This is a genomic window from Klebsiella sp. RCJ4, assembly GCF_009025755.1.
Classification (GTDB): Bacteria; Pseudomonadota; Gammaproteobacteria; order Enterobacterales; family Enterobacteriaceae; genus Klebsiella; species Klebsiella michiganensis.
Window position 1 is genome coordinate 221,071 of the sequence record NZ_WCIN01000037.1, and the last position, 20,739, is coordinate 241,809.

Here is a 20,739-nt window from a genome sequence, read left to right on the forward strand (position 1 = left end):
AACTCCGTTCGATTATTCGCCGCACAGCGGCTCACCCCTTCGGGGCCAGCGCGGCAAGCGCGCTGTTCAACGCCTGCGGGGTGAGCTGAGTGCGTCGAACAATTAAACTTCATTAAAACTCTTTTTTGCGGAGCCCTTTCGAGCTCCGCGGACGCTGCTATTTCAACAGGGATTTAACTTTTCTGCCCACCCGACGAACCAGACTTCTGCCTCTGTTGGCGCCCTGAACGTGAATGGCTTCATAAAGGGCATTAAAGCGGTCATGGGCCCAGCCATCTCTTTGCTGGGAAATAAGACCATCAATCTTATGATTTAAAAGCTGCAGTTCATTGCTGACAGAGTGGCCGCCATTGATGCTACGCAGTCGGCTCACCTCGCTCTCCAGTTCATGAATTTTTTCGAGGTAAGCAGGAATCAACCCCATCGCATAATTATATTTTACATTTTCATCCATAAATGGACGGAAACTACGATAGTTATTTTTGCTCTTATTTCCGCTTAACAACATTCCGGAGTTTGCTACTCTGTACCAAAACAGCGGTTCAGGAACGAGCTGCAATTTATAGCCTTGTAAGGAGACTTTCGCAAAAAACTCCCAATCTTCATGGCCTAAACCATAATCTTCAGTAAAGCCACCGATATTGTCGAAAGCTTCTTTGCGAATAAGGGCATTAGCATCGCCAAAGCAGTTGCTAAAGCTGGCGATATTTAAATCCGGGCCTAACGGCAGCCAGCAGTGCGTCATTTTACGGAACGGAGAAGGGAACTCTTCACCAAAAATAAGATCGCTTGGGGTGGTTAACACATCGGCCCCGGAGTTTAATGCTGCCGTGACAAATGTCTCAACCTCAAAAGGTTTAGCGACATTATCATCGTCCATAAACATCAGATATTCACCGGAGGCGTGTCGCGCAGCCAAATTTCGCGCTGCGCCCAGGTAGTTATTAGAACTACGGATGATTTTCCAGCCTCGAGCGTTAAAATCGTTCTCGATAAGGTTCAAATAACGATGAGATTCTTCTTTTGTACTTCCATCATCAACTAAAATGACTTCAATATTTTGATACGTCTGCGTTTTAATTGAGGCAAGTGCCTGCTGGAGCAAATGGTGGCGATCGAAATGAGTGATACACACGCTAACTAACGGGCGATTCAATTCATCTATTTTTTTGAAGACGCTGTTATCTTTTCGCTCAATAGCGGCAAACCACGCTGCCTGGATATTTTCCTGTGACTCAACCAGCCCAGGCTTGATATTTATATTCTTTAAGCGATAGTGGATTTTACCGTACAAATCAACCGGCGTTGGGGTAAACAGAACCTCAGCATGATGCTCTTGCGGAATCAGTTCTGGAATTCCTCCGACGTTTGAGGCGAGGAAGTTAACGTTATTAACCAGGCACTCATAAACTGTATACGGAGAGTTTTCAACGAGCGATGGGATGATGACTAATACATTTTTTCTTTTTATATATTCATTAGCATTAGTACGATCGTAATCGCTGATGATATTGACTGCCAGACCCAGATTTTTGGTCTGGTTCATGATATAGGTAAAGGAATCAATTTTACCCAGCGTGACATTCTTCCCGAGGAAGGTCACGCCAGAGATCGTCTCTTTGTCTTCGTCAGAGAGCTTTCTTAATGCGCGCAGGAAGATATCGAGCCCTTTACGGGTTTCAAGCCGGCCGAAAAATACAAGCTCAACGCCTGAAGCGGGTGTTTCATTTGTTTTTACGACAACATCACTTCTCGTCTCAAACCCTTGAAATGGCTCACAATTTAAAATAACGTGGCGTTCTTCAGGAACATTCCAGTGTTTACTCAACATCCAGTCAATTAAATACTGAGAAGGACTAACGACTTCATCAGCCATCTCAACAACCATTTTCTCCATATAATAGAGTTCAAGATGATTCTGATCATATGGGAGCTGGTAATTACCTTCATCAGCCCATAATGTTGAGCTATGAGTATTGACAATGAATTTTGTATTTTCAAAATCAGTGCCATTCTTTTTACTTAATAAAGCGTAATACAGATCTGCCTGCCACTCACAAGAAATAATAGTGTCGTAGACATTATTTTCTTTCAGCCAGAGTAAAATTGAGTAACTTTTTCTTCTAAAATAAGGCGCATCAATATTAATCTCTTTTACCAGACCGGTACTTAGCAGATTAATACCAAAGGTGCTATAAATACGTGACCAATCGCTAAAAGTTGATGCAGAAGACTCCGAATAGTCACCACATGTATACAATACATCGACATCATAACCCTTTTTTGCCAAAGTAGTGGCAAGGGCAGTGAAAGCAGTACCAATGCCGCCGTTACGGACAGGCCCCTCTATGTCCGGCGTCATTATAAGAACTTTTTTCATTGTGATCTTTCCTTAGTAACCTAGACTTTTCTATAATAATGAGTGAGTTGAAGTAATATTAAGATAGCAATCAATAGCTTCTGTTAAACAGGATAAAAAATGACCAGTGCAGAGTTAAAATTTGATTTATTTCTAAAATCCTATCATCCATCTCATCGATTTGTCTATAAGGCAAACCCCGGTAACGCGGGTGATGGCGTGATTGCATCGGCAACGTACGATTTTTTCGAACGAAATGCGCTTACCTATGTTCCTTACAGGGCCGATGAGCGCTACAGCGCTGATACTGATATTTTAATTTTTGGTGGCGGAGGAAACCTCATAGAAGGACTGTATGCTGAGGGCCGCGATTTTATTCAAAGTAATATTCACAAATTTCACAAAACGATCATTATGCCTTCGACCATCAGAGGGTATAGCGATTTATTCACTAATAATATAGATAAGTTAGTTGTCTTTTGCCGAGAAAATACCACTTTCGATTATATAAAATCTCTCAGCTATGAGCCAAATAAGAACGTATTCATTGCTGATGACATGGCATTTTATCTCGATCTTAGCCAGTACCTGTCTCTTAAACCTGCCTATAAACAACAGGCAAACTGTTTCAGAACAGATTCAGAGTCTCTGACAGGAGAACATAAAGAAAACAATCATGATATTTCGCTCACGTGGAATGGCGACTATTGGGATAATGAATTTCTGGCACGAAACTCTACCCGCTGCATGATCAACTTTCTTGAAGAGTATAAAGTTGTAAATACCGACAGACTTCATGTGGCAATTTTAGCCTCCCTGCTGGGAAAAGAAGTCAATTTCTACCCTAACTCATACTACAAGAATGAAGCCGTTTATAATTACTCGCTGTTAAATCATTACCCAAAAACGTGCTTTATTACTACCAGCTAAAAAATGCAGCGTATATTAATACGCTGCTAAAAATTCACATAATCTTTACAGCATTATCAATTATTGCCTGCCAGCCTTCACGCGAGTATTCATTTGCCCGGCTATAGTCGGCAAATCTATCGATTGCACCAATAAAAAGATTATCAGTCACTTTCTTGATTTCACCTGGAGCTGAAGTTTCAACGTTACTTTTCACGTAAAGTATTTTACTGTTACCGTGCTTCTTAAACTCTTTTGCTAAAGCGGATACTATATCATCAAGATTATTGCCATTGCTTTTTACGACAAAAATTTTATTGTCATCAACAAGGCTTTTCTTAAATTTGCTTATCAGGTAATTAATCTTCTCTACTTCTTTTTTATAAATAAGATCATTTTCCTGTGCAGAATAACGCCAGACCCAGCTATCATTTTTATTATCGCTATACATTTCAGTATGAAAACAAATATCATACTGCTGATCAAGCACCATATCCTGCCAGGATGGGGTCAGGTTTTCATAGACATACAAACCAGCAAAATCAGATTCTATTAGTTTTAGAAGAGCATGATAGTTTTTTATTAAAGTCCAACGAAACAAGCTGCCTTCATCATAACCTGACTCTCTGAGAAAGAAAGCAAACTCACAATTATCACCGAGACTTTCGAAACGCTGTAATTTATTCATCATTATTTTCCAGAAGGGGAACCGGAGGATTATACAATAAGGTACCTCTGGCTAACACCAAAAATGTCGTCAGATGCCGTCCGCGCAGGGCAACATAACGCGATGAAAACATGGCATATCAGCATGACGCCCCCTCGTGGGATTATCGCGCGTTCTGTACCGATATGATGCACATAAGCCATTGATAATATTTTTTCAGGCCGGGCCCGGATAAAGCCGCCCGGCGGAAACCCAGGCTCGGGAGCGAAGCGAGCCTCAGACAAACATCTTTCTTCCCAGCTGGCGCCCCGCCTCCAGATGCGCCTCCGCCGTTTTCAGGTCAGGCAACAGCAGCATCTGCGAACTGGCTACCGTCGCCCCGCAGTAATCAAAAATCCCGTGGACAATCTGCGCATGAAAAGCATCGGTAAACCCGTGCTTGTCATACGTTTGTTGACTCGCTGCGCCTAATGCCACCAGATGCACCCGCAGGCGGCCCAGCTTCTTCACGACATCGCCGTCGGCGGTCTCCTCATAGGCCCAGCCGTTTGAAAACACGCGGTCAACCCAGCCCTTTAACAGCCCAGGCATCGACCACCAGTAAACGGGAAAAACCAGCACCAGCGCGTCGGCGTTATCAATTCTGGCCTGCTCGGCCATCACGTCGGGCGGCGTGTCGCCGGTTTGCAGAAATGCGGCGATATCCGGCTCGGCAAATACCGGGTTAAAGCCTTCCTGCGTTAAATCCGCTATGTCAGCCGTATGCTGCGGGCCGGATTCGGCAATTCCTTGCGCAATCGCCGTCGCTACGCTGTGAGTCAGCGACGTCTTGAGAGGATGAGAAACCACGATTAATGCATGCATGACGGATACCCCAGTTGCGCTATAACGATATTGGACGTAGTCTTATATACCAACAGTAACTTACCATCAGTAAGTTACTGTTGGTATATTAATATGTCAACGGGAGAATGTTTCCATGTCTGAACCACTCGTACGTCAGCGTTTAACGCGAGAAGAGCGGCGCAAGCAGCTGATTGATGTCGCCTGGCATATTATTCGGCAAGAAGGGACCGATGCTCTGACGTTGGGTTATCTGGCGACGCAGGCGGGCGTGACGAAACCCGTGGTTTACGATCACTTCGACAGCCGTTCAGGGCTTTTCGCGATGCTTTATCGCGAATACGACCAACGCCAGACGGCGCGAATGGATGAGATACTGCGCAATACCGAACCGAATGCGGAGAAGCTGGCCTCGGCGATCGCCAACGCCTATATCGAGTGCGTGCTGCTTCAGGGGCGCGAGATGCCCAGCGTCATGGCCGCGCTGGCCGGGACGCCAGAGCTGGAGAAGATCAAACAAGAGTGCATCGCCACCTTTACCGGAAAATGTCGGGACTATTTTTCGCCGCTTTGCGAGAGTGAGAATCTCAGCGAGGCGGCCATTCTCGCCATGCTCGGCTCCGCCGACGGGCTATCGGCCGCGGTAGTGAACGGCGTCATCACGGAGCAGCAGGCTAAAGATGAGCTTTTTCAGGTCATTATGTCGATGCTGCAGCGCTGCTGTCATCGCTAAATCGCGCCCGCCGTCCGGCGGACGCGTTGATTATCAGCCGCCCGCTTTCTTGATCGCCGCATCCAGCGAGGCTTTATCCGCCAGCCCCGGGAATACGGTGATCGTCGCTTCCGTGGCGCCGGTAGTCGGCATCACGATAACGCCCGGCGTCCCGCTCAGGCCAATTTCCTGCGCCAGCTGATTGGTGCTTTCCAGTACCGGCTCAACGTCCGCCGCTTTCTTCGCGTCGAAATTCACTTTCTTCGCCTGCTGCTGGATGTCGGCAGCCGTCAGCTTGCCTTCGTTATGTCCGGTGGAATAGATCCCGTTATGGTAGGTCAGATAAGCCTCTGCGCCCTTCTGCTGATAAATCTGCAGGCCGGTTTTGGCCGCTTCAAGCGAGGTTTCCCAACGGCTGCCAAAGATCGGCCACTCTTTAAAGGCAAAGCGGGTCTGCGGGTTCTCTTTAATCACCTGCTCCATTACCGGCGCCAGACGACTGCAGTAAACGCACTGATAATCAAAGAATTCAATGACCGTGACTTTGCCCTCTTTCGGGCCGTAGGTTGGCGTATTTTTATCCTGGGTCAGCGCGGCCGCATTCTTCAGTACCGCCTGGGTCGCGGCGCTGGCCTGCTGCTGTTGCTGAATTTGCTGTAGCTTCTGGCTGGCCTGCAGCAGCACTTCCGGATGCGCGACTAAGTAATCCGCGGCGATTTTGCCAATACGGGCCTCTTGTTCAGGCGTAAAAGTCGGCGCATCAGCAGCGGTCGCCATAAGCGGAAACAGGGTAGCGCCGATAAAGGCAAATGTGAGTAAATTCTTATGGCCGGGCATGTAGTTAGTCCTTGCGATAGGTGAACGGCAGATGTATTTCTACGAACAAAATATCATCCTTTGCCTGCGAATCATTGCCGGACCATGCAATGATTGGTAACGATATTTTTCAATCACTCGCTGCGCGCGGTCTCTCTGTAAGGTGGCCAGAGTGCCCTAACGAGAGTACGCTTCGCCCCTGCGTTTTTCCGTAGGTTCTCTTTTTTGGTTCGATGAGTTGGGTATGAATGCGTTTTTCAGTCAGTGGGACGTGGCGGTTATTCTGCTGCAAATTATTGCTATCGATCTGTTATTGGGTGGCGACAACGCGGTGGTGATCGCGATGGCCTGCCGTAAACTGCCGCCTCAGCAGCGTACCAAAGCGATTATCATCGGTACCGTCGGCGCAATAGCGGCGCGCGTGCTGCTTTTAGCTATTGCGATCTATTTACTCTCATTGCCGTGGCTTAAAGTGGTCGGCGCGCTGATGCTACTGTGGATTGGCATCAAGCTGGTGACCAATCAGGAAGAAGAGAATGATGTCAGCAGCTCCAGCAGCCTGTGGCGTACCGCGGTCACCATTACCGTTGCCGATGTCATTATGTCGCTGGATAACGTGCTGGCGGTGGCCGCCGCCGGAAAAGGCCATCTGCTTCTGGTCGCGCTGGGCGTATTGATCAGCATTCCGATTATCGTCCTCGGCAGCAAGCTGGTGCTGGCTATTCTCAACCGCTTCCCGTCCGTGGTGATGCTGGGCGGTGCGCTCATCGGCTGGATAGCCGGTTCCATGATGGTGACCGATGTGACCATCGTTCATCTGTTCCCCAACGCGCCCGCCGCGCTCCCCGTGATGGGCGGAGCCATTGGCGCTGCCCTTGTGCTGCTGGAAGGGTTGCGCAGAAACCGCAGGCGCTCCAGCGAATAGCTGGCGTTCACGCTTGGCCGCCGTCAATTCCGACGGCGTCAAGTTTGCGCCATTTTTCCCCCACATCCGCCCTCATTTGCCCTACGCTTAGTAAAGACACCTGATCCAGGGATCTGTAACCATAATATTGCGCATAAATGAGATAACATCATGGAATTAAAGGATTATTATGCCATTTTAGGGGTTCAGCCAACGGACGATCTGAAAACCATTAAGACCGCCTATCGCCGTCTGGCACGTAAATACCACCCCGATGTCAGCAAAGAAAACGATGCCGAAGCCAAATTCAAAGATCTCGCCGAAGCCTGGGAAGTGCTTAAAGATGACCAGCGCCGCGCCGAATACGACCAGCTCTGGCAGCACCGTAACGATCCGCAGTTTGGCCGTCAGCAGCAGCATTCCCACGAGCAGAGCTATAGCCAGCAGGACTTCGACGACATCTTCTCCTCCATGTTTGGCCAGCAGGCGCACCATAGCCGCCGCCAGCACGGCGTCCGCGGTCATGACTTAGAGATAGAAGTCGCGGTATTCCTTGAGGAGACCCTGGCCGAGCAGACGCGCACCATCAGCTATAAGCTGCCGGTTTATAACGTCTTTGGCATGGTCGAAAGCGAAACGCCGAAAACCCTGAACGTGAAAATTCCCGCGGGCGTCGTCGACGGCCAGCGGATCCGCCTGAAAGGCCAGGGCACCCCCGGCGAAAATGGCGGCCCTAACGGCGACCTGTGGCTGGTGATTCATATCGCCCCGCATCCGCTGTTTGATATCGTCGGACACAACCTTGAAATCGTCCTGCCGCTGGCGCCGTGGGAAGCAGCGCTAGGCACCAGGGTCACTATCCCGACGCTGAAAGAGAGCATCCTGCTGACCATTCCGCCGGGCAGCCAGGCCGGTCAGCGGCTGCGGGTGAAGGGCAAAGGGCTGACCAGCAAAACCACCACCGGCGACCTGTATGCGGTGATAAAAATCGTCATGCCGCCAAAACCAGATGAGAAGAGCCGTGAGCTCTGGCAGCAGCTGGCGGATGCACAATCCAGCTTCGAGCCGCGTAAGACATGGGGGAAAGCCTGATGGCTAAGATAACAGTGACGTTCACGATTACCGAGTTTTGTCTCCACACCGGCCTTTCCGAAGAGGAGCTTAACGAGATTGTTGGCCTCGGCATGATCGAGCCGCGCCAGCCGCAGCGGGAAAACTGGCTGTTTGACGATAGCGCGGTGACCATCGTTCACCGCGCCGTACGCCTGCGCAAAGAGCTGGAGCTGGACTGGCCGGGCATCGCTGTGGCCTTAACGCTGCTGGACGAGAACGCGCGCCTGAGCCGCGAAAATCAAATTCTGCAGCAGCGGCTGGCGCGCTTTCTGGCCCATAGCTAAGCCGTAGCCCGCTCTCTTCCTGGGGCACCGCCCGGTCCTTATCGGGCCTGGGCGGTCCGCGAATGACCTCAAGCCCGTAGCCGCTCAGGACATAAAAAATGCCGCCGGGGAAGCCCGCGGCGGCATGAATTACTGGCAAAACGATTTAGTCGTTGATGCGCGGATGCTGCTGCACCAGACGAGAACGTTTTTCCTGCAGGTCGGCGATTTCCTGATCGATATCTTCGATTTTATGTTCGATGTTATCGTAGTGCTCGCCGAGAATTTCTTTCGCTTCCTGAATATCCGAAGCCGCTGGCGTCGCCCCTTTCAGCGGACGATTGGCGGTCTCTTTCATCGACAGGCCGGTAATCAGACCAATCAACGCCACCACCATCAGATAGTAAGCCGGCATCATCAGGTTCTGCGTGCTTTCCACCAGCCACGCCGCCAGAGTCGGCGTCAGACCGGCAATCAGCACCGAGATGTTAAAGGCGCTGGCCAGGGCGCTAAAGCGGATGTGGGTCGGGAACATCGCCGGCAGCGACGAGGCCATCACCCCGATAAAGCAGTTCAGCACCACCGCCAGCAACAGCAGACCGGCGAAAATCAGGCCAAGGACGTTACTGTTAATCATGATAAACGCCGGAATCGACAGCCCGAACAGCGCCACGCTACCAATCAGGATGAACGGACGACGGCCAAAACGGTCGCTGAGCATACCGATAACCGGCTGAACGAACAGCATCCCGACCATGATGGCGATGATGATCAGCACCCCGTGGTCTTCAGAATAGTGCAGGTTATGCGACAGGTAGCTCGGCATGTAGGTCAGCAACATGTAGTAGGTCACGTTGGTGGAAATCACCAGACCGATACAGGTTAGCAGGCTACGCCAGTGTTTGGTCGCAATCTCTTTGAAAGAGACTTTCGGCCCATCCTGCAGGCCCTCGCGGTCGCCCTGCTCCATTTTATCAACGTGCTGCTGGAACGCCGGCGTCTCTTCCAGCGCATGACGCAGATAAAGTCCGATAATCCCTAACGGCAGCGCCAGGAAGAACGGAATACGCCAGCCCCAGTCGAGGAAGTTCTCTTCGCCCACCACGCTGGAAATCAGCACGACTACGCCCGCGCCCATGACAAAACCGGCTATCGAACCGAAGTCCAGCCAGCTGCCCATAAAGCCGCGTTTACGGTCAGGCGAGTACTCTGCAACAAAGATAGAGGCACCGGTATATTCGCCGCCCACCGAGAAGCCCTGCGCCATTTTACACAGCAGCAGCAGGATCGGCGCCCAGATACCAATCGTGGCATACGACGGAATAAGGCCGATACAGAATGTACTTATCGACATGATAACGATGGTTATCGCCAGAATCTTTTGTCGACCGTATTTGTCGCCCAGCATCCCGAAGAACAGGCCGCCTAATGGACGAATTAAGAAGGGAACCGAGAAAGTACCGAGCGCGGCAATCATCTGCACGCTGGGGTTGGCATCGGGGAAAAAGACCTTACCAAGCGCATATGCAACAAAACCATATACCCCAAAATCGAACCACTCCATCGCGTTACCCAGCGACGCTGCGGTAATCGCTTTCTTCAGTTTGCTATCATCAATGATGGTCACATCCCGAAGCGTGATGGGTTTTACTTTTTTCCTTTTAAGCATAATTATCCTCTTTTGCTCTCGCCTTGAGCGCACGAATCTCCGCCGAATGACAAGGTCATTCGCGTCATGCGTTGGGAGCGGCGAATTGCTGTGCTCCACATTTCAAGCGTAGCAGGTTTGCCTGCACTGTCTGCTGACAGTCCGTACAACCGAACCTGTTGACGCCTGCTCTGGCCATAATGAAATAAGCGGTACCGCTAATAAGTGTAGTGAATTTGCGTTCTCGCCTTTTTACCCTAACAGCGTTTAAATTTGGGATCAACTTCACAAAAATTTACCTACCCTTAAACAGAGTCATCCAAAAGCAATAAGTTCAATGAATATTGGAACTTAGCGATACATTTCCGCAAATATCCTGCGCTTTTTATGAAAATAAGCCCGCCAGGCCTCACGATATATATCCTCTTTCTCCGCTGCGATAAGTCATAAAAAAGGCCCGACAAAAGTGCGGGATTGCGCTATAATCAGCATTACTTTCGGCTATCAGCCACCATTTAAAGGACCAACGTCCTGTTTTACCCAGTAATCGCGAGGAACGTCATGCAACTGCCACACTGCCCAAAATGCCATTCTGAATACACTTATGAAGACGGCGGCATGTTTATCTGCCCGGAATGCGCCCACGAATGGAACAATGCCGAGCCTGCGGACGATAACGACGCGCTGGTGGTCAAAGACGCCAACGGTAATTTACTCGCCGACGGCGACAGCGTCACCGTGGTAAAAGATCTGAAGGTTAAAGGCAGCTCTTCGATGCTAAAAATCGGCACTAAAGTGAAGAATATCCGCCTGGTTGAAGGCGATCATAATATTGACTGTAAAATAGATGGTTTTGGCCCGATGAAGCTAAAATCCGAATTTGTTAAAAAGAACTGATTTTATTCCCCCGACGCCCGTTGTCGGGGGGAAATATATTTTCCCGTGGCCTCCCGGAATCCTTCGCTGCCGCCTGGCTTAATTCTGCAATCCCCTTCTACGCTTAATGGAATATTCGTTACCTGAGGTAATGGTTATGCCCTTAAGTCCCTATATCGCTTTTAGCGGCAACTGCGCTGCCGCCATCGCTTTCTACCAGCAGGCGCTGGGCGCGGAGCTCATCCACAAAATCACCTGGGGTGAAATGCCGCAGAATACGCAGGACGCCGAAGATGGCTGCCCTTCCGGCCAGCATCTGGCTGCCGACGGTATCGCGCACGCCAGCCTGCGCATTGCCGATAGTATCCTGATGCTCAGCGACAGCCCCTCCAGCAACATGGAGCGCTACGCCGGATTTACCGTCGTGCTGGACTCGCAGGATGTTATTGAGGGTAAACGCTGGTTTGACGGCCTCGCCGACGGCGGGCAGATTGAGATGGCCTGGCAGGAAACCTTCTGGGCGCACGGCTTCGGTAAAGTTATCGACCGCTTTGGCGTCCCGTGGATGGTCAACGTGGTGAAAGAGCCTTAACGCTGGCCTTTTCCCCTCACCCTGTGCTCACCCCGAAAGGGAGAGAGGGCGGAGTGATGGCATCTGTGCATTCACTCCCCCTTACCCTGTCATTCCACCGGCATCAACTCTTCATCCCCCGGTCATCATGAGTTAACCGAAATGTAACAAAAAACCGTCAGGATCGGCCCACGCTCAGAGGGAAATACTTCCTTGTCCTTAGTGAGGCTCGATTGACATGTACTTATCCAGACATCCGACCAGTTATCCAACGCGATATCAGGAAATTGCCGCCAAACTGGAGCAAGAGCTTCGCCATCATTACCGCTGCGGCGACTATCTGCCCGCCGAGCAGCAGCTGGCGTCCCGCTTTGAGGTTAACCGCCACACCCTGCGCCGGGCCATCGATCAGCTCGTCGAACGCGGCTGGGTCCAGCGCCGTCAGGGCGTCGGCGTGCTGGTGCTGATGCGCCCGATAGATTATCCGCTCAACGCCCAGGCCCGCTTTAGCCAGAATCTTCTCGAACAGGGCAGCCACCCAACCAGCGAGAAGCTGCTGTCGGTGGTGCGTCCGGCCAGCAGCCACGTTGCCGAGGCGTTTGCTATCAGTGAAGGCGATAACGTCATTCACCTGCGCACCCTGCGCCGCGTGAACGGCGTCGCCCTGTATCTGATCGACCACTACTTTACCGACCTGCAGCTGTGGCCGGTTCTACAAACCTTTACCCACGGCTCTCTCCATGACCTGCTGCGCGATCGGCTTGATATCGAACTGACCCGCGTGCGCACCAAAATCAGCGCCCGACGCGCGCAGGCCAAAGAGAGCAATATTCTCGGCATTCCCAACATGGCGCCGCTGCTGTGCGTGCGCACCCTGAATCATCGCCAGGGCGAGCAGAGCGCGACGGAGTACTCCGTCAGCCTGACCCGCGCCGACATGATTGAATTCACCATGGAGCACTGAATGCACTTTGATACCGCAACCCGCCAGCGCTGGATGTCCGTGCTGGCCCACAGTGAACCACAAGAACTGGCGGCGCGGATGCAGGCGCTGCAGCTCGCGCCGCAGTATGAGCTGATTCGCGCCCCGGAGACCGGGCTGGTGCAGCTGCAGGCGCGTATGGGCGGCATCGGCGACCGATTCTTCGCCGGAGACGCCACCTTAACCCGCGCCGCCATTCGCCTGGCCGACGGCACCCTCGGCTATAGCTGGATTCTGGGCCGCGACCGCCCGCACGCTGAACGCTGCGCGGCCATTGATGCCCTGATGCAGTCGCCACACCATTTTCACACCCTGATGGAAACCCTGATAACCCCGCTGGAAGAACAACGCAGCGCGCGCATTGAAGCCCGACGCGCCGAAGTCAACGCCAGCCGGGTCGACTTCTTTACTCTGGTTCGCGGAGATAACGCATGACATTACAACCCGCCTTTACCCTGGCTGTGCAGGATGCCCAGCACAGTTTCCGCCGCCTGCTGAAGGCGATGAGCGAGCCGGGAGTGATTGTCTCCCTGCAGCAGCTTCAGCACGGCTGGCAGCCGCTGAACGTCGCCTCCACCAGCCTGCTGCTGACGCTGGTGGATCACGACACGCCGGTCTGGCTCGCTCCCGCGCTGCATAACGATCTTGTCGGCCAGAATCTGCGCTTTCATACCGGCGCGCCGCTGGTCGAGCAGCCGCAGCAGGCGACCTTCGCCGTCGCCAGCGACAGCATCAGCGCCGAGCAGCTGAACGTGCTTTCCGCCGGTACCGTCGTCGCCCCGGAAACCGGCGTCACGCTGGTGGTTCAGCTTGCCAGCCTGAGCGGCGGCCGGATGCTGCGGCTGACCGGCGCGGGGATCGCCGAAGAGCGGATGATCGCCCCGCAGCTGCCGGAATGCATTATTGAAGAATTGACCGAGCGTCCGCATCCGTTCCCGCTGGGAATCGATCTGATCCTCACCTGCGGCGAACGCCTGCTGGCGATTCCGCGCACCACTCACGTCGAGGTCTGCTAATGTACGTAGCCGTCAAAGGCGGCGAGAAGGCGATCGTCGCCGCTCACGCCCTACAGGAACAGAAACGCCGAGGCGAGGGACGGCTTCCTGAAATCAGCGTTGATCAGATTAGCCAACAGCTTAATCTGGCGGTGGATCGGGTCATGACCGAAGGCGGCATCGCCGACCGGGAGCTGGCGGCGCTGGCGCTGAAGCAGGCCAGCGGCGACAGCGTCGAAGCGATTTTTCTGCTGCGCGCTTATCGCACCACCCTGCAAAGGCTGGCGGTCAGCGAGCCTGTCGACACCGCCGGTATGCGCCTTGAGCGCCGTATCTCGGCGGTCTATAAAGATATCCCCGGCGGCCAGATGCTCGGCCCGACCTACGATTACACCCACCGTCTGCTCGATTTTACCCTGCTGGCCAACGGCGAAACGCCGCCGCTGGCGACCGATAGCGCACCGCAGGAAGCGACGCCGCACGTCTTTAATCTGCTCGTCCAGCAGGGGCTGGCGAAAGCGGAGCGGGATACCGACGCGCAGCCCGACGATATCACCCGCCATCCGCCGGTTTATCCCTGTTCGCGCTCTTCGCGCCTGCAGCAGCTGGTGCGCGGCGACGAGGGCTACCTGCTGGCGCTGGCCTACTCCACCCAGCGCGGCTACGGACGCAACCATCCGTTTGCTGGTGAAATTCGCAGCGGCTACGTCGCGGTGGAGATCGCACCCGAAGAGCTGGGCTTCACCGTCACTATCGGCGAACTGCTGATGACCGAATGCGAGATGGTCAACGGCTTTGTCGACCCTCAGGATGAACCGCCGCACTTTACCCGCGGCTACGGCCTGACGTTCGGCATGAGCGAGCGCAAAGCGATGGCGATGGCGCTGGTTGACCGCGCGCTCCAGGCGCCGGAGTATGGCGAAGAGGTGGCGGGCCCTGCCCAGGATGAAGAGTTTGTGCTGGCCCATGCCGATAACGTCGAGGCCGCCGGTTTCGTTTCGCACCTTAAACTTCCCCACTATGTCGATTTCCAGGCCGAACTGGCGCTGCTTAAACGCCTGCAACGGGAGAATCAACGTGGCTAACGCACTGACCGGCTATAACTTTGCTTATCTCGACGAGCAAACCAAACGCATGATCCGCCGCGCCATCCTGAAAGCGGTGGCCATCCCCGGCTACCAGGTGCCCTTCGGCGGTCGCGAGATGCCGATGCCCTACGGCTGGGGAACCGGCGGTATCCAGCTTACCGCCAGCGTCATCGGGGAAAATGACGTCCTGAAGGTGATCGATCAGGGCGCCGACGACACCACCAACGCGGTATCGATTCGTCAGTTTTTCAAACGCGTGACCGGCGTCGCGACCACCGAGCGCACCGAAGACGCCACGCTGATCCAGACCCGCCACCGGATCCCGGAAACGCCGCTGACTGACGATCAGATCCTGATCTTCCAGGTGCCGATCCCGGAGCCGCTGCGCTTTATCGAGCCGCGCGAAACCGAAACCCGCACTATGCACGCGCTGGAGGAGTACGGCGTGATGCAGGTGAAGCTGTACGAAGATATTGCCCGCTTCGGCCATATCGCCACCACCTACGCCTACCCGGTGAAGGTCAACGGCCGCTACGTGATGGATCCGTCGCCGATTCCAAAATTCGATAATCCGAAGATGCATATGATGCCTGCGCTACAGCTGTTCGGCGCCGGACGCGAAAAACGCATCTACGCGGTACCGCCGTATACCCCGGTTGAGAGCCTCGATTTCGACGATCATCCGTTTACCGTTCAGGAGTGGGATGAACCCTGCGCCATCTGCGGATCTCGCCATAGCTATCTTGACGAAGTGGTGCTCGACGACAGCGGCAAACGGATGTTTGTCTGCTCCGATACCGATTATTGCCGCCAACAGAGCGAGGAGCAGAAAAAATGAGTCATCCGTTACTGACGGTGAACAACCTGACCCACCTCTACGCGCCGGGCAAAGGCTTCAGCGACGTCTCGTTTGAGCTGTGGCCGGGGGAGGTGCTGGGTATCGTCGGCGAATCCGGCTCCGGAAAAACCACGCTGCTGAAAGCGATCTCCGCCCGCCTGGCCCCGCAGCAGGGAGAAGTGCTGTATCAACAGCGCTCGCTATACGCCATGAGCGAAGCGGAGCGCCGACGTCTGCTGCGCACCGAATGGGGCGTGGTGCATCAGCATCCGATGGACGGCCTGCGCCGCCAGGTCTCGGCCGGCGGCAATATCGGCGAACGCCTGATGGCCACCGGGTCCCGTCACTACGGCAATATTCGCGCCACCGCCGGACAGTGGCTGCAGGAGGTGGAGATCCCGCCTTCGCGCATTGACGACCTGCCCACCACCTTTTCCGGCGGGATGCAGCAGCGCCTGCAAATCGCCCGCAATCTGGTGACGCAGCCGAAGCTGGTGTTTATGGATGAGCCCACCGGCGGGCTGGACGTATCGGTGCAGGCGCGCCTGCTCGATCTGCTGCGCGGCCTGGTCGTGGAGCTGAACCTGGCGGTGGTGATTGTGACCCACGACCTCGGCGTCGCCCGCCTGCTGGCTAACCGTCTGCTGGTGATGAAGCAGGGCCAGGTAGTCGAAAGCGGCTTAACCGACCGGGTGCTCGACGATCCCCATCACCCCTATACCCAGCTGCTGGTGTCGTCGGTGTTGCAGAACTGAGTGAATGTCCACTCCCCGGTCGCGCTGCGCTTACCGGGGCTACGGATCCCGGGCCGTCTGCGAGCCGGTAGCCCGGACAGGCGCAACGCGCCGCCTCCGGGAACTCCGGTCGCGCTTCGTGAGTTAATGCATCAGGTAGCCCGGATAAGGCGTTCACGCCGCGATCCGGGGAAATTCAGGCACGATGAGGCTAAAAATGAACGCCATCCGCGTTGAAAACATCCATAAAACCTTTGTTCTGCACCAGCAGCACGGCGTCCGTCTGCCGGTACTCGCCGACGCCTCGCTGACCGTGAATGCCGGTGAATGCGTGGTGCTGCACGGCCATTCCGGTAGCGGAAAATCGACCCTGCTGCGTTCGCTGTACGCCAACTATCTCCCCGATAGCGGCCACATTCATATTCGCCACGGCGATGAATGGGTGGACCTGGTCACCGCCACGCCGCGTAAAGTGCTGGAAGTGCGCAAAACCACCATTGGCTGGGTCAGCCAGTTTCTGCGGGTGATCCCGCGCATTTCCGCCCTCGACGTAGTGATGCAGCCGCTGCTCGAGCTGGGCATCCCGCGCGAAGAGAGCGCCGCGAAAGCCGCCCGCCTGCTAACGCGGCTGAACGTACCCGAACGCCTGTGGCACCTCGCCCCCTCGACCTTTTCCGGCGGCGAACAGCAGCGGGTTAACATCGCCCGCGGCTTCGCGGTCGACTACCCGATTTTGCTTCTCGACGAACCCACCGCCTCGCTGGACGGCAAAAATAGCGCCGCGGTGGTGGAACTGATCCATGAAGCCAAAGCCCGCGGCGCGGCGATCGTCGGTATTTTTCACGACGAGGCCACGCGCAACCAGGTCGCCGACCGTCTGCACCCGATGGGAATTTCAGCATGATTATCAATAACGTAAAGCTGATCCTCGAAGACGAGGTGATTAACGGCTCGCTGGAAGTCCAGGACGGCAGAATTTCGGCCTTTGCCGAAAGCCAGAGCCGACTGGCGGAGGCCATCGATGGAGAGGGCGGCTGGCTGCTGCCGGGGCTTATCGAGCTGCATACCGACAACCTGGACAAGTTTTTCACCCCGCGACCGAAAGTGGACTGGCCCGCCCACTCGGCGATGAGCAGCCACGACGCGCTGATGGTCGCCAGCGGCATCACCACCGTGCTGGATGCCGTGGCTATTGGCGATGTGCGCGACGGCGGCGATCGCCTGGAAAATCTCGAAAAAATGATCAACGCCGTGGAAGAGACGCAGAAGCGCGGCCTCAACCGCGCTGAACATCGGCTGCATCTGCGCTGCGAACTGCCGCATCACACCACCCTGCCGCTGTTTGAGAAGCTGGTTGGCCGCGAGCCGGTGAGCATGGTCTCCCTGATGGATCACTCCCCTGGCCAGCGCCAGTATGCCGACCGTAGCAAATACCGCGACTACTATCAGGGCAAATATCACCTGACCAACGAAGAGATGGACAAATTCGAAGAGGAGCAGATGGCTCTGGCGGCGGCCTGGTCTCAGCCTAACCGGCAGCGCATCGCCGCCATCTGTCGCGAACGGAATATCGCGCTGGCCAGCCACGATGACGCCACCTGCGAACATGTGCTCGAATCGCGCCAGCTTGGCAGCGTCATCGCCGAATTTCCCACCACGATCGCCGCAGCGCAGGCGTCGCGCCAGCACGGGATGAACGTTCTGATGGGCGCGCCGAATATCGTACGCGGCGGCTCGCACTCGGGGAACGTCGCCGCCCACCATCTGGCGGCCAGCGGCCTGCTGGACATTCTCTCCTCCGACTATTATCCCGCCAGCCTGCTGGATGCCGCTTTTCGCATCGCCGACGACGAGGGCAACGCCTTTACCCTCGCGCAGGCCATTCGTCTGGTGAGCAAAAACCCGGCCCAGGCGCTGGGGCTGCACGACCGCGGGGCGATTGCCGAAGGTAAGCGGGCGGACCTGGTGCTGGCGCGCCGTCACGGCGAGCATATCCATATCGATCACGTCTGGCGGCAAGGCAAGAGGGTCTTCTGATGACAGGGAAACTGATTTGGCTGGTCGGCCCCTCCGGCTCCGGCAAAGACAGCCTGCTGGCGGCTCTGCGCCAGCGGGAGCATCCGCAGCTGCTGGTGGCGCACCGCTACATAACCCGTCCACACAACGCGGGCTGTGAAAACCATATCGCCCTCAGCGAACATGAGTTTTTTACCCGCGCCGAACAGCATCTGTTTGCTCTTAGCTGGCATGCTAACAACAATTACTATGGCATTGGCATCGAGATTGACCTGTGGCTGCACGCCGGGTTCGACGTGGTCGCTAACGGTTCACGCGCCCATCTGCCGCAGGCGCAGGCGCGCTATGCCGACGCGCTGCTGCCCATCTGTCTGCAGGTTTCTCCGGCGGTGCTGCGACAGCGCCTGGAGCAGCGCGGACGGGAGAACGAGACGGAAATCGCCCAGCGCCTGGCGCGCGCGGCGCGCTATACGCCGAACGAGTGTCTGACGCTGAATAACGATGGCCGACTTAGCCAGTCGGTGGATGCCCTGGTTTCGCTGATTCGTATTCACGGCAACCGGCGCGAACAGCAGACTGCCTGAACGCGAGGAGAAGAGATGAGCCTGACTATCCGCTTAACCGGCACCGGCGGCGCGCAGCTGGTACCGGTTTTCGGCTGCGACTGCCCCGCCTGCCGCCGCGCCCGCGTCGACGAAGCGCATCGTCGCCGTCCCTGTAGCGCGGTCGTCAAATTCAACAACGCGGTGACCCTGCTCGATGCCGGGCTACCGGATCTGATGACGCAGTGGCCCGCCGGCAGCTTTCAGCAGTTTCTGCTCACCCATTATCATATGGATCACGTTCAAGGCCTGTTCCCGCTGCGCTGGGGCGTGGGCGAACCTATTGCGGTATACGGCCCCCCGGATGAACAGGGCTGCGATGATCTGTTTAAGCATCCGGGCCTGCTGGATTTCAGCCACACCGTCGAACCCTTTGTAAGATTTGAACTTCAGGGATTGCGCGTTACGCCGCTGCCGCTGAACCACTCAAGGCTCACGTTTGGCTATCTGCTGGAGTCGGCCCACAGCCGGGTCGCCTGGCTATCCGATACCGCCGCGCTGCCGGAGAAAACGCTGAAGTTCCTGCTGAATAACCAGCCGCAGCTTATCATTATCGACTGTAGCCACGAGCCGCGCCCGCAGCCGCCGCGCAACCACTGCGACCTGAACACCGTGCGGGCCATTAACCAGGTCATCGGCTGCCCGCGGGTGATCCTCACCCATATCAGCCACCGCTTCGATGCGTGGATGATGGAGAATGCTCTACCGGCGGGATTTGAAGCGGGATTTGACGGCATGGAGATAGCGCTGGATTAAGCGGGCGCGGCGAAAGCCGCGGGTCGTGCCGTATCAATAATCATCATCCAGCCTGCGCTGGTCGCTTTCCAGCTGACGGCGGTCCCGATCAAGCTGGCGCTGGCGCTCGTCAAGTTCGCGTCGGCGATCCTCAAGCTGTCGCCGCCGGTCGTCATACTGCCGCTGGCGATCGGCGCTCTGCTGGCGGCTGTCCTGATAGCGCCCATCATCATAGTCATCATCGTCAGACCGGCTATCGCCCGGATGATAAGCATCATTAATGGCCTGCTGAATATTGCCGATCGCGTCATCAATCATATCGGCGTGCGCCAGCTGGCCGGCGAGGGACAAGGTGCAGATAAGCAAAGCGGTAGAGTAACGTTTCATAAAGCCAGTCTCATCGGGGGGCTGGCTCTACGTTAATCAAGGGCTATCGCCGGGAGTAGCGGAGGAATCTCAAATCCGCTGCTGTTCAATCGCGCCGATGGCGTCCACTCGCCCCTGATGTCGCCCGCCCTCAAATTCGGCAGCCAGCCAGGCATCGACGATCATTTTCGCCAGTTCAAGGCCGATCACCCGCGCGCCAAAGGCCAGAATATTGGTGTCGTTATGCTGTCGTGAAAGCTGCGCCGAGTAGGGCTCGCTGCACACCACCGCACGAATACCCGGGTGCTTATTGGCGGCGATAGAGATGCCGACGCCGGTGCCGCAGATCAGGATCCCGCCGTCGACCTCGCCGGCGGCAACGGCCTGAGCGACGGCGCTGGCATAGCGCGGATAGTCGGTACGTTCCGTGGACCATGCGCCTTTATCTACGACGTCAATGCCGCGCTGGCGCAGATGCGCAAGAATATCGTCTTTCAGGATTATCCCGACGTGATCGCAGCCAAATGCAATCCTTTTCATACTTAGCCTCGCCTGTTGTTAACTTTACAAGGATGACTGGCGTTGTGATTTAAACGCCTAAAAATGCCCCAGGAAACGCTGAAAACAGCATCGTCAGGCTCCTTTCTACACGGACAAATTTTACAAATCAAGACGAAATCGATATTTAACCTGATTTTCACC

Annotated in this window: 24 protein-coding genes; 17 read left to right on the forward strand and 7 right to left on the reverse strand. The window is 55.2% G+C overall.

Features of this window, described 5'->3' with window-relative positions; translation table 11 throughout:
* Nucleotides 1–157: 157 nt before the first annotated feature.
* Entirely contained in the window at nt 158–2,380 is a 2,223-nt protein-coding gene (locus F8562_RS14555) for a glycosyltransferase (RefSeq protein WP_014837168.1), read from the reverse strand.
* Between the two features lie 99 nt (nt 2,381–2,479).
* On the opposite strand from F8562_RS14555, the gene F8562_RS14560 reads away from it, so the two are divergent.
* Nucleotides 2,480–3,289: a polysaccharide pyruvyl transferase family protein gene (locus F8562_RS14560; RefSeq protein ID WP_004097886.1), complete on the forward strand. Its 810-nt coding sequence runs from the start codon at nt 2,480–2,482 to the stop codon at nt 3,287–3,289.
* 34 nt (nt 3,290–3,323) lie between these two features.
* Here the strand turns inward: F8562_RS14560 and F8562_RS14565 are convergent, their stop codons facing one another.
* Both F8562_RS14565 and F8562_RS14570 read right to left on the reverse strand, forming a co-directional pair.
* Complete coding sequence (locus F8562_RS14565; RefSeq protein WP_014837166.1) at nt 3,324–3,959, reverse strand: hypothetical protein; 636 nt, start codon at nt 3,957–3,959, stop codon at nt 3,324–3,326.
* Between the two features lie 252 nt (nt 3,960–4,211).
* Nucleotides 4,212–4,799 (reverse strand): NAD(P)H-dependent oxidoreductase, encoded by a 588-nt coding sequence (locus F8562_RS14570; RefSeq protein WP_014837165.1) that lies wholly within the window; start codon nt 4,797–4,799, stop codon nt 4,212–4,214.
* Between the two features lie 115 nt (nt 4,800–4,914).
* Between F8562_RS14570 and F8562_RS14575 the strand changes: the two genes are divergently transcribed.
* Nucleotides 4,915–5,511: a TetR/AcrR family transcriptional regulator gene (locus tag F8562_RS14575; protein WP_014227589.1), complete on the forward strand. Its 597-nt coding sequence runs from the start codon at nt 4,915–4,917 to the stop codon at nt 5,509–5,511.
* Nucleotides 5,512–5,544: 33 nt separating this feature from the next.
* Here F8562_RS14575 and F8562_RS14580 read toward each other — a convergent pair whose 3' ends face one another.
* A complete protein-coding gene (locus tag F8562_RS14580) occupies nt 5,545–6,327 on the reverse strand; it encodes a DsbA family protein (protein WP_014837164.1) in 783 nt (260 codons plus the stop codon).
* A gap of 223 nt (nt 6,328–6,550) precedes the next feature.
* On the opposite strand from F8562_RS14580, the gene F8562_RS14585 reads away from it, so the two are divergent.
* The 3 genes from F8562_RS14585 (at nt 6,551) to cbpM (ending at nt 8,607) form a co-directional block, all read left to right on the forward strand.
* Nucleotides 6,551–7,231 (forward strand): TerC family protein, encoded by a 681-nt coding sequence (locus tag F8562_RS14585; protein ID WP_004097877.1) that lies wholly within the window; start codon nt 6,551–6,553, stop codon nt 7,229–7,231.
* 150 nt (nt 7,232–7,381) lie between these two features.
* Nucleotides 7,382–8,302 (forward strand): curved DNA-binding protein, encoded by a 921-nt coding sequence (cbpA, locus tag F8562_RS14590; protein WP_014227587.1) that lies wholly within the window; start codon nt 7,382–7,384, stop codon nt 8,300–8,302.
* A complete protein-coding gene (cbpM, locus tag F8562_RS14595; protein ID WP_014837163.1) occupies nt 8,302–8,607 on the forward strand; it encodes a chaperone modulator CbpM in 306 nt (101 codons plus the stop codon). The genes cbpA and cbpM overlap by 1 nt, the downstream gene beginning before the upstream one ends.
* A 145-nt stretch (nt 8,608–8,752) precedes the next feature.
* Here the strand turns inward: cbpM and proP are convergent, their stop codons facing one another.
* Nucleotides 8,753–10,255, reverse strand: a complete 1,503-nt coding sequence (gene proP / locus F8562_RS14600) for a glycine betaine/L-proline transporter ProP (RefSeq protein WP_025107668.1) — start codon at nt 10,253–10,255, stop codon at nt 8,753–8,755.
* Nucleotides 10,256–10,795: 540 nt separating this feature from the next.
* Between proP and F8562_RS14605 the strand changes: the two genes are divergently transcribed.
* From F8562_RS14605 to phnP, 12 genes are all read left to right on the forward strand, one after another.
* Complete coding sequence (locus F8562_RS14605) at nt 10,796–11,131, forward strand: zinc ribbon domain-containing protein YjdM (protein ID WP_004097870.1); 336 nt, start codon at nt 10,796–10,798, stop codon at nt 11,129–11,131.
* A gap of 136 nt (nt 11,132–11,267) precedes the next feature.
* Nucleotides 11,268–11,702 carry a VOC family metalloprotein YjdN gene (gene yjdN, locus F8562_RS14610; RefSeq protein WP_004097869.1) on the forward strand — a complete coding sequence of 145 codons (435 nt, stop codon included), beginning with the start codon at nt 11,268–11,270 and terminating at the stop codon, nt 11,700–11,702.
* A 217-nt stretch (nt 11,703–11,919) separates the two neighbouring features.
* Nucleotides 11,920–12,645: a phosphonate metabolism transcriptional regulator PhnF gene (phnF, locus tag F8562_RS14615; protein ID WP_014837162.1), complete on the forward strand. Its 726-nt coding sequence runs from the start codon at nt 11,920–11,922 to the stop codon at nt 12,643–12,645.
* A complete protein-coding gene (gene phnG, locus F8562_RS14620; protein ID WP_014837161.1) occupies nt 12,646–13,098 on the forward strand; it encodes a phosphonate C-P lyase system protein PhnG in 453 nt (150 codons plus the stop codon).
* Nucleotides 13,095–13,679 (forward strand): phosphonate C-P lyase system protein PhnH, encoded by a 585-nt coding sequence (gene phnH, locus F8562_RS14625; protein ID WP_004097865.1) that lies wholly within the window; start codon nt 13,095–13,097, stop codon nt 13,677–13,679. The genes phnG and phnH overlap by 4 nt, the downstream gene beginning before the upstream one ends.
* On the forward strand, nt 13,679–14,743 hold the full coding sequence (locus F8562_RS14630) for a carbon-phosphorus lyase complex subunit PhnI (RefSeq protein ID WP_014227583.1): 1,065 nt from the start codon (nt 13,679–13,681) through the stop codon (nt 14,741–14,743). The genes phnH and F8562_RS14630 overlap by 1 nt, the downstream gene beginning before the upstream one ends.
* Nucleotides 14,736–15,584 (forward strand): alpha-D-ribose 1-methylphosphonate 5-phosphate C-P-lyase PhnJ, encoded by an 849-nt coding sequence (locus F8562_RS14635; protein WP_004097861.1) that lies wholly within the window; start codon nt 14,736–14,738, stop codon nt 15,582–15,584. The genes F8562_RS14630 and F8562_RS14635 overlap by 8 nt, the downstream gene beginning before the upstream one ends.
* Nucleotides 15,581–16,339, forward strand: coding sequence for a phosphonate C-P lyase system protein PhnK (gene phnK, locus F8562_RS14640; protein WP_014837160.1), 759 nt, complete (start codon nt 15,581–15,583; stop codon nt 16,337–16,339). The genes F8562_RS14635 and phnK overlap by 4 nt, the downstream gene beginning before the upstream one ends.
* Nucleotides 16,340–16,535: 196 nt before the next feature.
* Nucleotides 16,536–17,222, forward strand: a complete 687-nt coding sequence (gene phnL, locus F8562_RS14645) for a phosphonate C-P lyase system protein PhnL (RefSeq protein ID WP_004097859.1) — start codon at nt 16,536–16,538, stop codon at nt 17,220–17,222.
* Entirely contained in the window at nt 17,219–18,355 is a 1,137-nt protein-coding gene (gene phnM / locus F8562_RS14650; protein WP_014837159.1) for an alpha-D-ribose 1-methylphosphonate 5-triphosphate diphosphatase, read from the forward strand. The genes phnL and phnM overlap by 4 nt, the downstream gene beginning before the upstream one ends.
* A complete protein-coding gene (gene phnN, locus F8562_RS14655; RefSeq protein ID WP_014837158.1) occupies nt 18,355–18,918 on the forward strand; it encodes a ribose 1,5-bisphosphokinase in 564 nt (187 codons plus the stop codon). The genes phnM and phnN overlap by 1 nt, the downstream gene beginning before the upstream one ends.
* A 15-nt stretch (nt 18,919–18,933) precedes the next feature.
* Nucleotides 18,934–19,692 carry a phosphonate metabolism protein PhnP gene (gene phnP / locus F8562_RS14660; protein ID WP_014227578.1) on the forward strand — a complete coding sequence of 253 codons (759 nt, stop codon included), beginning with the start codon at nt 18,934–18,936 and terminating at the stop codon, nt 19,690–19,692.
* A gap of 33 nt (nt 19,693–19,725) precedes the next feature.
* Here the strand turns inward: phnP and yjdP are convergent, their stop codons facing one another.
* Nucleotides 19,726–20,058, reverse strand: a complete 333-nt coding sequence (gene yjdP / locus F8562_RS14665; RefSeq protein WP_014837157.1) for a DDRRRQL repeat protein YjdP — start codon at nt 20,056–20,058, stop codon at nt 19,726–19,728.
* Nucleotides 20,059–20,127: 69 nt separating this feature from the next.
* A complete protein-coding gene (gene rpiB, locus F8562_RS14670) occupies nt 20,128–20,577 on the reverse strand; it encodes a bifunctional allose-6-phosphate isomerase/ribose-5-phosphate isomerase RpiB (protein ID WP_004097854.1) in 450 nt (149 codons plus the stop codon).
* Nucleotides 20,578–20,739: the final 162 nt, after the last annotated feature.